An 11,308-nucleotide genomic window follows, 5' to 3' on the forward strand; every position below is an offset into this window, starting at 1 on the left:
GTCCCCGGCGCCTTTTGTTGTCCGTCTTGCGGTGCGGCGCCTTGATTTCGAACAAAGCCGCCCCCTGCCCAAAAGGGGCGGCCTTAGTCGGTCACAAGCTTGCCAAAATCGAATTGAGGGTGCAACGCCGGATAGGGCCGAAAACGCCGATCTCGGCAGGTATTTAGCCAAGTGCCGAGAACCAGGATGCCGGTTTGGAGAAATTCCTAGAAGTGGCTGTAGGACAGCCGCCTCAAGACCAATTCCTGGCCCTGCCCGTCCAGGAAGCGCGGCCCCTGCTGGCCCGCGACGATCGTGCCGATCGCGGTGACGGCAAGGCCGGCCGCCCGCCCCGCGGCAATCAGCGCATCGGCCTGCGCCGGCGAGACGGTGCACAGCACCTCGTAATCGTCGCCACCCGCAAGCAGCGTCTCGACGCAAACGGCGTTACTGGCAAGCAGGCCTGCTGCCGCCGCCGAGAGCGGCACGCGCGCCACGTCGACCGTGGCCGAGACCCCGGATGCCGCGCAGAGTTTCGCCAGATCGCCGGCGAGCCCGTCGGAGACGTCCATCGCCGCGGTGGCATGATCGCGCACGGCCCGTGCCAGCGGGTTGCGCGGCTGCGGCACGCGATAGCGTGAGACCAGGGCCTCCCTTGCAGCGGGATCGGTCGTAAGCGCGGCAGCAGCCGCACCGCCCGTGAGCACGTCGAGGCCGAGCGCAGCGTCGCCGATCGTGCCGGTCACCAGGATGCGATCGCCTGGCTTCGCGCCGGTACGCCCGACCATCCGCCCCTTCGGCACGCGGCCGAAGGCGGTGATCGAGATCATCTGCGGCCCCGGCGTCGACACCGTGTCGCCGCCGAGCAGCGGACAGACGAATTCCCTGGCGTCTTCGCCCAGCGCGTCCGCGAACGGCCGCAGCCAGGCATCCTCCTTGCTGCGCAGCGCCAGCGTCAGCACGAAGCCGGCGGGCACCGCGCCCTTGGCGGCGAGATCGGACAGGTTCACCCGCAGCGCTTTTCGCGCGATCGTGTCGGGCGGGTCGGTGGCAAGATAGTGCACGCCTTCGACGACGGCATCGGTGGTGACGACGATGTCGTCGCCCGACGACGACAGCACCGCCGCGTCATCGACCAGGCCGAACGCGCCGGGATCGGTCGCCAGCGGCTTGAAATAGCGCGCGATGAGGGAGTCTTCGGCGGAGCCCTGATCGTCGTTCTGCGTCACAACAGCAGACCCGTCATCCTGAGGTGCGAGCCCTTGCGAGCCTCGAAGGATGCGCGGCCGAGCAGCACCTCAGCAAGCCGTCGTCCTTCGAGGCCTCCGCTTCGCTCCGGCACCTCAGGATGACGGCTACGGCGGAAAACATCGTCTCAACTTACCCGCGCCCGAACTCGTCGCCGCGAAACTGACGGCCGATCTGGTCGAGCACGGCGTTGACCATTCCGGTCTCCTCGCGATCGACGAAGGCGTTGGCGACGTCGACATATTCGGAGACGACGACGCGGCCCGGCACGTCCTTGCGGTGCTCCAGCTCATAGGCCCCTGCCCGCAGCACCGCGCGCAGGATGGCTTCGATCCGCTTCAAGGGCCAGCCCTTCGACAGCGCCTCGTCGATCAGGGGATCGAGCTTCTTCTGGTCGCGCACGACGCCCGAGACGACGTCGCGGAAGAACGCTGCTTCGGCCGGCAGGTAGGTGTCGCCCTCGACCTCGTTGCCGAGCCAATGGCTTTCGAACTCGGCGAAGATGTCGTTGATGCCGGCGCCGGCGATGTCCATCTGATACAGCGCCTGCACGGCTGCAAGCCGCGCGGCGCCGCGCCGGTTCGCCTTCTTCTCAGTGCTGGCAGGCGGCTTTTTGCTGTTGTCAGCCATGATCAGGCCTGCGCCATGCGGCGTTTGATGCGCAGCATCGCCAGCGCCGCACGTGCGGCATCGCCGCCTTTGTCGAGCTCGCTGGCCCGCGCCCGCGCCCAGGCCTGCGCCTCATTATTGACGGTGAGGATGCCGTTGCCGAGCGGCAGCTTTCGCGCCACGGCCAGATCCATCAGCGCGCGCGAGGATTCCTGCGATACGATCTCGAAGTGAATGGTGTCTCCGCGGATCACGCAGCCAAGCGCGATCACCGCGTCATAAGGCTTGCCGTTCGCTGCCGCGGCGTCGATCGCGATGGCGATGGCCGCCGGAATCTCCAGCGCGCCCGGCACCGTGATCACATCATGGGTCAGGCCGGCCGCCTTCAATTCGGTCACCGCGCCGTCCAGGAGCGCGTCCTGGAGATCGTCATAGAAACGCGCCTCGACAATCAGCGCCCGCGCGCCGGAAATGTCGGTCTGGTCCTTCAGGGGTGCGCGCCGCGCGTCTGCCATGGTCAACCTATTCTGTCATTGCCGGGCTCGACCCGGCAATCCATCGGGCAAGCCCCTCTTAAGAGGATGGATGCGCGGGTCAAGCCCGCGCATGACGACTTTGTACGCCGTCACTTCATTTCCGTCAGCCGCGCCGCATAGCGGGCCATCAGGTCGACCTCGATATTGACCTCATCCCCCGCCTTCCAGCCGCCGATCGTCGTGACCGAGAGCGTGTGCGGGATGATCAGCACCGAAAAGGTCGTGTCACTGACCGTATTGACCGTCAGCGAGACGCCGTCGAGCGTGATCGAGCCCTTGGTTGCGATGAACCGCGCCAGCTCCCGCGTGGTCGAGAGCTCGAACCGCGCCATGTCGGGCAGATCCTCGCGGCTGACGAGGGTCGCAATACCGTCGACGTGGCCGGCGACGATATGCCCGCCCAGTTCGTCGCCGATTTTGAGCGCGCGCTCGAGGTTGAGCCTGGTGCCGAGCTTCCAGTGTTTTGCCGTGGTCAGCGCCAGGGTCTCGGCGGCGGCATCGACGTCGAACCAGGTCTTGCCATCGGCAACACCGGAAGCGACCACGGTGAGGCAGACGCCGTTATTTGCGATCGAGGCGCCGTCGGCAATGGTGGTCTGGTCATAGCGGCAGGCGATGCGCAGCCGGTGCAGCTGTCCCTGCGCCGTCGGCGTGAAGCCGACGATCTCGCCGAGATCGGTGACAATGCCAGTGAACATTACGCGCGCTCGTAGATGGTGAGAGTATCCTTGTCGAATGTTTCGCTAGCATGAACCTTGTAGGCCTGCGACTGCGTGATTTTCGACAGGGGCAATGCATCGAGCGCATCGACGCCACCGGCGCCGACCTCTTCCGCGCCGCGGAACAGCCATATCTCGTCGACGAGGTCGGCGGCGACGAACGAGGCCGCAACGCGGCTGCCGCCTTCCACCATCAGCCGCGTGATGCCCTTCCCGGCCAACCCAGTCAGCACCGCACCTAGATCGAGCCCGGATGCATCGCCGGGAGGCACGCGCATGATTTGCGCACCGACCGCACCGAGGCGGGTCGCCGCCGCCGCTTCCGCCAGTTCGGAAGCGATCACCCAAAGCGGCGTCTCGCGCGCGGTACGCGCCAGCCGGCTCGATGCGGCAATGCGCAGGCTCTGATCGAGCACCACGCGCACCGGCGAGCGCGCCGCCATGCCCGGCAGGCGGCAGGTGAGAAGCGGATCGTCCGCCAGCACCGTTCCGATGCCGACCAGGATGGCATCGCTCGAGGCGCGCAGCAGATGCACGCGATTGCGCGCCGCCTCCCCGGTGATCGCGATCGGCTTGCCGCCGGCGGCGCCGATCTTGCCGTCGGGCGAGACTGCGAGCTTCAGGATCACATGAGGGCGCTTGTCCCGGATGCGGCGGAAATGCCCGGCATGGTCGAATGCGGCTTCCGCCGCGCACAGGCCCAATTCCACATTGATGCCTGCAGCACGCAGCCGGGCGTGCCCCTGGCCTGCGACCTCCGGATTGGGATCCTCGATCGCCGCGACCACGCGCTTGATGCCGGCCGCGATCACCGCGTCGGCGCAGGGCGGCGACTTGCCGAAATGGGAGCAAGGTTCGAGCGTGACGTAAAGCGTGGCGCCGCGTGCGGCTTCGCCTGCCCGCCGCAGGGCTTCGGGCTCGGCATGTGGACGCCCGCCCGCCTGGGTCCAGCCGCGGCCGACGATGACACCGTCCTTGACGACGACGGCACCGACCGCCGGATTCGGCCACGTGCGCCCCTGCCCGCGGCGTCCGAGCGCCAGCGCAAGCTCCATGAAGCGTCGATCGGAGTCCTTGGCTTCGCGGGCCTTCTGCGCGAACTGATCCTCCAGGATACGGAAGATCATTTGCGGATCGCAGCGAGCCGCGCTTCCTCCTCACCGGAGAGCTCGCCGAGCACGTCGGCGAAATCCTTGGCCTCGCGGAAATTGCGGTAGACCGAGGCGAAGCGCACATAGGCGACGTCGTCGAGCGTGCGCAGGTGCTCCATCACGGTCTCGCCGATCACCTCGGACGAGATCTCGGCCTCGCCGCCGGTCTCGAGCTCGCGCACGATGGTGGAGACCATCTTCTCCACCCTTTCAGGCTCGACCTGCCGCTTGCGCAAAGAGATCGACACCGAGCGCATCAGCTTGTCGCGGTCGAACGGCACGCGGCGGCCGTTGCGCTTGACCACGGTGAGCTCGCGCAGCTGCACGCGCTCGAAGGTGGTGAAGCGGAAATTGCAGGCGACGCACACGCGCCGCCTGCGGATCACGGACGAGTCCTCGGTCGGACGCGAGTCCTTTACCTGCGTATCGAGACTGTTGCAGTTCGGGCAGCGCATCCGTTGACCTTGACCTTACTGGTAGATCGGGAACCGGTCGGTGAGCGCCTTGACCCGCTCCTTGATCGCGGCCTCGACCAGCGGCGCCTTGCCGTCGTCGGACTGCGCGACCGCGTTGAGGACCTCGGCGATCATGCCGCCGACCTGCTGGAATTCGGCGACGCCGAAGCCGCGGGTGGTCGCCGCCGGGGTGCCCAGACGAATACCGGAGGTCACGAACGGCGACTCGGGGTCGAACGGAATGCCATTCTTGTTGCAGGTGATGGCAGCGCGAACCAGCGCCTTCTCCGAGGCGTTGCCCTTCAGGCCCTTCGGCCTGAGATCGACCAGCATCAGATGGTTGTCGGTGCCGCCGGAGACGATGTCGAAGCCGTGGCTCTTCATCGCTTCGGCCAGCGCCTTGGCGTTCTCGACGACGTTCTTGGCGTAGACCTTGAAGTCCGGACGCAGCGCCTCGCCGAAGGCGACCGCCTTGGCCGCAATCACGTGCATCAGCGGACCGCCCTGCAGCCCCGGGAAGATCGCCGAGTTGAACTTCTTGGTCAGCGTCTCGTCATTCCACAGCATCAGGCCGCCGCGCGGACCGCGCAGCGATTTGTGCGTCGTCGTCGTGGTGATGTGGGCATGCGGCACCGGCGAGGCATGCACGCCGCCGGCGACGAGGCCTGCGAAGTGCGCCATGTCAACCAGCAGATACGCACCGACGCTATCGGCGATCTCGCGGAAACGCTTGAAGTCCCAGGCGCGCGAATAGGCCGAGCCGCCCGCCACGATCAGCTTCGGCTTGACCTCTTCGGCCTGCCTGGCGACCGCATCCATGTCGATGATCTGGTCTTCGCGGCGCACGGTGTAGTGCGCGGCCTTGAACCACTTGCCGCTCATGTTCACGGGCGAGCCGTGGGTGAGATGGCCGCCGGCCGCGAGGTCGAGGCCCATGAAGGTGTCGCCGGGCTGCAGCAGCGCCAGGAACACCGCCTGGTTCATCTGGCTGCCGGAGTTCGGCTGCACGTTGGCGAATTTGGCGCCGAACAGCTTCTTGGCGCGGTCGATCGCGAGGTTCTCGGCGACGTCGACCCACTCACAACCGCCATAGTAGCGCGCGCCCGGATAGCCTTCCGCGTATTTGTTGGTCATCACCGAACCCTGCGCTTCCAGCACGGCCCGGCTGACGATGTTCTCGGAGGCGATCAGCTCGACCTCGTGGCGCTGCCGGCCGAGCTCGCCCTTGATGGCGGCGGCGATTTCCGGGTCGGCCTGCTCGAGCGAGGCGGTGAAAAACGAATCGGGCGCGGAGGCGGTTTTGGCGAAGGTCATCTTGCGAATATCTCCACCGCCGCAGCCTTTTGGCGGGCTACGGGCGGTCTGGTGTGGCGATCGGAAGCGGCGAGCGCGATCTACCACATCGCCCGCAACAGGCCAAGTAGTTGCGGGTCAGGCTGGATATTTGTGCAAGATATGGTGGAGGATGGAGGTTCGCCGTGCTTGGGCCGGTCTTGGGGAACCGCCCGAGCGCCGCCTCCCGAATGGGGCCGATTTGGGCCCTAACTCCTCATCCTTGGGGCCGGCCGGCTGCCTGTCACAGCCCCGTATAGCCCGCCTTCACGGGGTCCACGCTGCCGTCGAGCTGGCGCAGATAGGTCAGGCCGCACACCGTCAACCGGTGCGTGTCCTTCTCGCCAGCTTCCATCAGGGTGTTGAGATAGTTCGTGACCTTGGCCTTCGCCTCTTCGCTGGCCGCAGCAGTGCGGTTGGCGAGCAAGTCGTAGGTCTGCATGATGCGGTCGATGGCGGCTTCCATGGCACCCTCTGGTTGGTCGATGGTCTGGGATTGTCGATCAGGCAACCGCGCGAGCCTCGCCCTGTGCCTGGAACCGGGCGATCGCCTTGTTGGCGAGCCTGATCTTGTTGATTTCGCCGCCGTGAAGCAGCTTGACGATGATCCCGAGCAGGCGTTCATTGGTCACGAGCGTATCTGGGATCGCGCCGGAGCGCCGAAGGGAATTTGCGGCGATGGCGTAGGCCTCGCTCACGATTTCCACGTTCATCGCCTGAAGCCCGCGCTCGATCAGCATCGCCCTGTCTCCGATCGAAGGAGATAAGCGCAAAGCCCGGAACTGGTTCCCCGGGACCGTACGATTTTCTTCGCATGTGCAAAATGCAAAACGCACCGGTCCGGGGCAACTCCGGGCCGGCGCGCTTGGGGAAGTCAGGCACGTTCGGGAGGGCTGCCGGTCTTGTTGCGGGCCGGCTTGGCCTATCCCCTTAAAACTCAGAGACGATACAGGATCTGGTCGGTCCAGAACCGCTCGAGGCGGTGCAGCGACTTGTTGAGGGTCGAGAACTCCTCGCCCGAGATGCCGCCGACCTGCTCCACGGTCTTGACGTGCTTCTGGTAGAGCGCATCGACGATGCGGCGGACTTCCTGGCCCTGCGGGGTCAGGCGGATGCGCACCGAGCGGCGATCGACGCGCGAGCGCTGATGATCGAGGAAGCCGAGTTCGACGAGCTTCTTCAGATTGTAGGAGACGTTGGAGCCGAGATAGTAGCCGCGCGTGCGCAGCTCGCCCGCGGTCAGCTCCTTGTCGCCGATGTTGTAGAGCAGGAGAGCCTGCACCGAGTTGATGTCCGCGCGACCGCGGCGATCGAATTCGTCCTTGATCACGTCGAGCAGCCGGCGATGCAGCCGCTCCACCAGAGTCAAAGCTTCCAGATAGAGCGACTGCACCGAACCCTGCTGGCCGGAGACGCGCTCTGCGGTATCTGCCGCAGTTGCGACGGCTTTCATCATGACACTTCCCCTGTTGTCGTTTTTATCGACACTTATTCGACGAAACTTGTGTCCCGCCTGATAGGTGCAACTTAAGGGGGGCGTTTGAAGATCGGCTTAAATAAGAGAATAAAGAGATCATGAATTTAAGGCAGTGAATTGCGGATTAAGCCTGTGCCACAAGCACTTTTCGAAAGCCTCTGTTGACCTTCGCAAGGTCCTGTTCACCCTCCGTCCGCCGCATCTGTCGCATTCCAGAACAGCCCCGCTCCGTTTCGAAACGGGCGCGTAACAGCTGTGGCGGAACCGGCTGGTCAACGAAAACTTACCTCGAATTTTAGGCAACCAACGGTCAACCAAACGCAACACTCTCGTGTCCCGGACAAGCGCCGCAAAGCGGCGCGCAGAGCCGGGATCCAGAACGCTCAAAGCGAGATCGTGGAGAGATGGGCCCCGGCTCTGCAACGCATCACGCCGCAAGTGCGGCGCGCCGCGTCGCGTCCGGGGCGCGAGAGCATTGTTGATCGCGACGTTGAGCTATGGCGGCCGTTCGCGCGCGGCCATCCAGGCGAGCGCGAGATAGGCCGCGAGCATGAAGGCCTCGACGCCGACGACGATCAGGCTGCCGCCGTAGATTCCCGGGAACATCAGCTCGATCACGGCCATCGACACCACGGTCGTGAGCCACACCACCGCGCCCCACGGCGTCGCCAGCCACAGGCCGACCGCGGCGACGAGCTCGATCACGGCGAAATAGACGGTGGCGGCCTGCCAGGCCATCGACTGGTTCTCGAACGCCTCGTCCTCGCCGCCGACGAAGCCCGTCACCTGCGCCCAGTGATAGAGGCCCTTCAGGATCGAAAGCAGCGCCATCACCCGCAGGAACAGCACGAGCCGCCGCGTCCAGACATTGTCGTCGGACTCCGGGCGCTCCGAGGAGATCGCGGCCACCGACATCGCGCTGTCTCTGGCACTGTCTCTGACGGCGTCCCTGGGGCTGCCGTCGCGGGCCGCATCGCGGGTGGTGATCTCGGACATGGCCCCCTTCTGGCTGCTTCGGCCCGCAAAATCAATCGGCGGCCCGTCAGGTCAATTCTGCCTTGCGGCAGGTCAAGCCGCGGTGACGGGAACCATGCGAGCTGGTATAAGAATAATTCCAGCCGGAGGAAGAGTGATGGCGATCAAATACGGACGTCCGATCGAATTGCGCGAGGTTTCGCGCCGGGAGGGTGCTGCGGTGCCCCATGCCCTCGATCTGACCGTCCGCCCGCGCCGCAACCGCAAGGCTGAATGGGCCCGGCGGATGGTGCGGGAGAACGTGCTCACCACCGACGACCTGATCTGGCCCCTGTTCCTGATCGACGGCCACAACAAGCGCGAGCAGGTCGCCTCGATGCCCGGCGTCGAGCGCCTCAGCGTCGACCAGGCCGTGCGCGAGGCCGAGCGCGCGTTGAAGCTCACCATCCCCTGCCTCGCGCTGTTTCCCTACACCGAGCCGTCCTTGCGCGACGAGGAAGGCTCGGAAGCGACCAACCCGAACAATCTGGTCTGCCAGGCCGTGCGGGCGATCAAGAAGGAATTTCCGGACATCGGCATCCTCTGCGACGTCGCGCTCGATCCCTTCACCAGCCACGGCCATGACGGCCTGATCTCGGACGGCAGGATCTTGAACGACGAGACGGTCGCCGTGCTGGTGCGTCAGGCGCTGGTGCAGGCGGAAGCCGGCTGCGACATCATCGCGCCCTCCGACATGATGGACGGCCGCGTTGCCGCGATCCGCGAGGGGCTGGATCAGTCCGGCCTGTCCGACGTGCAGATCATGGCCTATGCGGCCAAATACGCTTCCGCCTTCTACGGCCCGTTCCGGGACGCGATCGGCTCGGCCAAGACGCTCACCGGCGACAAGCGCACCTATCAGATGGACAGCGCCAACACCGACGAGGCGCTGCGCGAGGTCGAGCTCGACATCGCCGAGGGCGCCGACATGGTGATGGTGAAGCCCGGCATGCCCTATCTCGACGTGGTGCGCCGCGTGAAGGACACCTTCGCGATGCCGACCTTCGCCTACCAGGTGTCCGGCGAATACGCGATGATCGCGGCTGCCGCCAACAACGGCTGGCTCGACGGCGAGCGCGCCATGATGGAGAGCCTGCTCGCGTTCAAGCGCGCCGGCGCGGATGGCGTGCTGAGCTATTTTGCGCCGAAGGCGGCGGAGAAGCTGCGCGCGCAGGGATAGGATGCCGCAGACCGCGCGCGACCCCCTCGCCCCCACCGCCCCCGAATCGCCGGAATATTTCGGCTTGTTGACGTCCGTGTGCCCTTGGCACGGGGATGGCCTGTTCCCATGTCCTGCCACGGGAGAACTCCCTGGGAGACGGTCATGTCGTATTCGGAGTCGGGCAACACGTGGCGCAATGACGGCGGGGCGCAGCCGCACGCCTACGACCCCTATCTGCATCCGGAACTGTTCCGCGGCGTTGCGACGCGGCGGGTGTTCGCCTTCCTGATCGACATGGTCGTGATCTCGGTGCCGGTCATCCTCGGCTACATCTTCATCGCCTTGTTCGGCGTGGTCACGCTCGGCATCGGCTGGGCGCTGTTCTGGCTGGCCTGGCCGGCCTCGGTGATCTGGGCCATCGTCTATTACGGCGCCTGCATCGGAGGCCCCTCCTCCGCGACGATCGGGATGCGGGTGATGGATCTGGAGCTGCGCACCTGGTACGGCGCGCCGGGCTATTTTGTGCTCGGCGCCACCCATGCGGTGCTGTTCTGGGTGACGGTCTCGTTCCTGACGCCCTTCGTGGTGCTGCTCGGCCTGTTCAACGGCCGCCGTCGCCTGCTGCACGATTTCGTGCTGGGAACGGTCGTGATCAACAATTCGGTCCGCGTGCCGGCGCCGCAGGCGGCCAGGACCTATTGAGGACCTGGTGATCGCAAGGACCTCGTGATCAACGGCCTGCTAACCGGGATCCGCTAAGCTGACTGACCTGACCTGCCGAGCTGACCAATTGACCGGAGGCTTTCGTAGCGCGATGCTGACACTCACTTCGGAGGCCCACGACGTCCCTTGACCCAGCACTCGCGCGACACCCCCCAATTTTACCTCACGGCGCCCTCGCCCTGCCCCTATCTGCCGGGACGGCATGAGCGCAAAGTGTTCACGCATCTCGTGGGCGAAAAGGCCGGCGACCTCAACGACCTCCTGACCCATGGCGGCTTCCGCCGCAGCCAGTCGATCGCCTATCGGCCGGCTTGCGACCAGTGCCGCGCCTGCGTCTCGGTCAGGGTCGTCGCCAACGAGTTCCGCCCGTCCCGCAACTTCCGCAAGGTGATGGCGCGCAATGCCGACATCGTCGGCGAGCAGCGCAGCGCGGTGCCGACCTCCGAGCAATATTCGGTGTTCCGCGCCTATCTCGACGCCCGCCACCGCCATGGTGGCATGGCCGACATGACCGTGCTCGACTACGCCATGATGGTCGAGGACAGCCATGTCGAGACCCGCATCATCGAGTACCGCAAACGCGGCCCCGACAGCGGCATCACCGGCCGCGGCGAGGAACTGATCGCGGTCGCGCTCACCGACGTGCTCAGCGACGGGCTGTCGATGGTCTATTCGTTCTTCGAGCCGGGCCAGGTCAGCCGCTCGATGGGCACCTTCATGATCCTCGACCACATCGCGCGTGCCCGCCGGCAAGGGCTGCCTTACGTCTATCTCGGCTACTGGATCGAGGGCTCCAAGAAGATGGACTACAAGGCCCGCTTCCTGCCGCAGCAGCGCCTCGCGCCCTCGGGCTGGCTGCGCATCGACGCGCAGGGCGATGCGGCGTCCGAGCCGCAGGACTAA

At 65.8% G+C, this 11,308-nt stretch carries 14 protein-coding genes; 3 read left to right on the forward strand and 11 right to left on the reverse strand.

Translation table 11 applies throughout. The annotated features are described in order from the left end of the window. Positions 1-206 precede the first annotated feature (206 nt). From thiL to CIT40_RS19220, 11 genes are all read right to left on the reverse strand, one after another. Entirely contained in the window at positions 207-1,208 is a 1,002-nt protein-coding gene (gene thiL, locus CIT40_RS19170) for a thiamine-phosphate kinase (protein WP_094891827.1), read from the reverse strand. Between the two features lie 151 nt (positions 1,209-1,359). Next, a complete protein-coding gene (nusB, locus tag CIT40_RS19175) occupies positions 1,360-1,857 on the reverse strand; it encodes a transcription antitermination factor NusB (RefSeq protein ID WP_094891828.1) in 498 nt (165 codons plus the stop codon). A 2-nt stretch (positions 1,858-1,859) separates the two neighbouring features. Next, positions 1,860-2,351, reverse strand: coding sequence for a 6,7-dimethyl-8-ribityllumazine synthase (gene ribH / locus CIT40_RS19180; RefSeq protein WP_094891829.1), 492 nt, complete (start codon positions 2,349-2,351; stop codon positions 1,860-1,862). Between the two features lie 110 nt (positions 2,352-2,461). Then, entirely contained in the window at positions 2,462-3,070 is a 609-nt protein-coding gene (locus CIT40_RS19185; protein WP_094891830.1) for a riboflavin synthase, read from the reverse strand. Continuing rightward, positions 3,070-4,218 carry a bifunctional diaminohydroxyphosphoribosylaminopyrimidine deaminase/5-amino-6-(5-phosphoribosylamino)uracil reductase RibD gene (gene ribD, locus CIT40_RS19190; protein WP_094891831.1) on the reverse strand — a complete coding sequence of 383 codons (1,149 nt, stop codon included), beginning with the start codon at positions 4,216-4,218 and terminating at the stop codon, positions 3,070-3,072. Before ribD ends, CIT40_RS19185 begins: the two co-directional genes overlap by 1 nt. Beyond that, a complete protein-coding gene (gene nrdR, locus CIT40_RS19195; protein ID WP_094891832.1) occupies positions 4,215-4,697 on the reverse strand; it encodes a transcriptional regulator NrdR in 483 nt (160 codons plus the stop codon). The genes ribD and nrdR overlap by 4 nt, the downstream gene beginning before the upstream one ends. A 15-nt stretch (positions 4,698-4,712) precedes the next feature. Next, positions 4,713-6,011 (reverse strand): serine hydroxymethyltransferase, encoded by a 1,299-nt coding sequence (glyA, locus tag CIT40_RS19200; protein WP_094891833.1) that lies wholly within the window; start codon positions 6,009-6,011, stop codon positions 4,713-4,715. Positions 6,012-6,273: 262 nt separating this feature from the next. Next, a complete protein-coding gene (locus CIT40_RS19205; RefSeq protein ID WP_094891834.1) occupies positions 6,274-6,495 on the reverse strand; it encodes a hypothetical protein in 222 nt (73 codons plus the stop codon). 37 nt (positions 6,496-6,532) lie between these two features. Then, on the reverse strand, positions 6,533-6,769 hold the full coding sequence (locus CIT40_RS19210) for a hypothetical protein (protein WP_094891835.1): 237 nt from the start codon (positions 6,767-6,769) through the stop codon (positions 6,533-6,535). A 197-nt stretch (positions 6,770-6,966) separates the two neighbouring features. Then, positions 6,967-7,485, reverse strand: coding sequence for a transcriptional regulator LdtR (ldtR, locus tag CIT40_RS19215; RefSeq protein ID WP_018320040.1), 519 nt, complete (start codon positions 7,483-7,485; stop codon positions 6,967-6,969). A gap of 516 nt (positions 7,486-8,001) precedes the next feature. Next, on the reverse strand, positions 8,002-8,502 hold the full coding sequence (locus CIT40_RS19220) for a DUF6163 family protein (protein ID WP_094891836.1): 501 nt from the start codon (positions 8,500-8,502) through the stop codon (positions 8,002-8,004). Between the two features lie 136 nt (positions 8,503-8,638). On the opposite strand from CIT40_RS19220, the gene hemB reads away from it, so the two are divergent. The 3 genes from hemB to CIT40_RS19235 all read left to right on the forward strand — a co-directional run bounded on the left by hemB (position 8,639) and on the right by CIT40_RS19235 (position 11,308). Continuing rightward, the gene (hemB, locus tag CIT40_RS19225) at positions 8,639-9,700 is read left to right on the forward strand and encodes a porphobilinogen synthase (RefSeq protein WP_094891837.1); all 1,062 of its coding nucleotides are present in this window, start codon (positions 8,639-8,641) and stop codon (positions 9,698-9,700) included. 144 nt (positions 9,701-9,844) lie between these two features. Further along, the gene (locus tag CIT40_RS19230) at positions 9,845-10,384 is read left to right on the forward strand and encodes an RDD family protein (protein WP_162307571.1); all 540 of its coding nucleotides are present in this window, start codon (positions 9,845-9,847) and stop codon (positions 10,382-10,384) included. 147 nt (positions 10,385-10,531) lie between these two features. Then, positions 10,532-11,308: an arginyltransferase gene (locus CIT40_RS19235; protein WP_094891839.1), complete on the forward strand. Its 777-nt coding sequence runs from the start codon at positions 10,532-10,534 to the stop codon at positions 11,306-11,308.

Source organism: Bradyrhizobium amphicarpaeae, from assembly GCF_002266435.3.
Classification (GTDB): domain Bacteria; phylum Pseudomonadota; class Alphaproteobacteria; order Rhizobiales; family Xanthobacteraceae; genus Bradyrhizobium; species Bradyrhizobium amphicarpaeae.

Excerpts from the sequence above, each read along its gene's own strand:
- nusB (WP_094891828.1), bottom strand. The coding sequence starts at position 1,857 with ATGGCTGACAACAGCAAAAAGCCGCCTGCCAGCACTGAGAAGAAGGCG.
- ribH (WP_094891829.1), bottom strand. The coding sequence starts at position 2,351 with ATGGCAGACGCGCGGCGCGCACCCCTGAAGGACCAGACCGACATTTCC.
- CIT40_RS19185 (WP_094891830.1), bottom strand. The coding sequence starts at position 3,070 with ATGTTCACTGGCATTGTCACCGATCTCGGCGAGATCGTCGGCTTCACG.
- ribD (WP_094891831.1), bottom strand. The coding sequence starts at position 4,218 with ATGATCTTCCGTATCCTGGAGGATCAGTTCGCGCAGAAGGCCCGCGAA.
- nrdR (WP_094891832.1), bottom strand. The coding sequence starts at position 4,697 with ATGCGCTGCCCGAACTGCAACAGTCTCGATACGCAGGTAAAGGACTCG.
- glyA (WP_094891833.1), bottom strand. The coding sequence starts at position 6,011 with ATGACCTTCGCCAAAACCGCCTCCGCGCCCGATTCGTTTTTCACCGCC.
- CIT40_RS19205 (WP_094891834.1), bottom strand. The coding sequence starts at position 6,495 with ATGGAAGCCGCCATCGACCGCATCATGCAGACCTACGACTTGCTCGCC.
- CIT40_RS19210 (WP_094891835.1), bottom strand. The coding sequence starts at position 6,769 with ATGCTGATCGAGCGCGGGCTTCAGGCGATGAACGTGGAAATCGTGAGC.
- ldtR (WP_018320040.1), bottom strand. The coding sequence starts at position 7,485 with ATGATGAAAGCCGTCGCAACTGCGGCAGATACCGCAGAGCGCGTCTCC.
- CIT40_RS19220 (WP_094891836.1), bottom strand. The coding sequence starts at position 8,502 with ATGTCCGAGATCACCACCCGCGATGCGGCCCGCGACGGCAGCCCCAGG.
- hemB (WP_094891837.1), top strand. The coding sequence starts at position 8,639 with ATGGCGATCAAATACGGACGTCCGATCGAATTGCGCGAGGTTTCGCGC.
- CIT40_RS19230 (WP_162307571.1), top strand. The coding sequence starts at position 9,845 with ATGTCGTATTCGGAGTCGGGCAACACGTGGCGCAATGACGGCGGGGCG.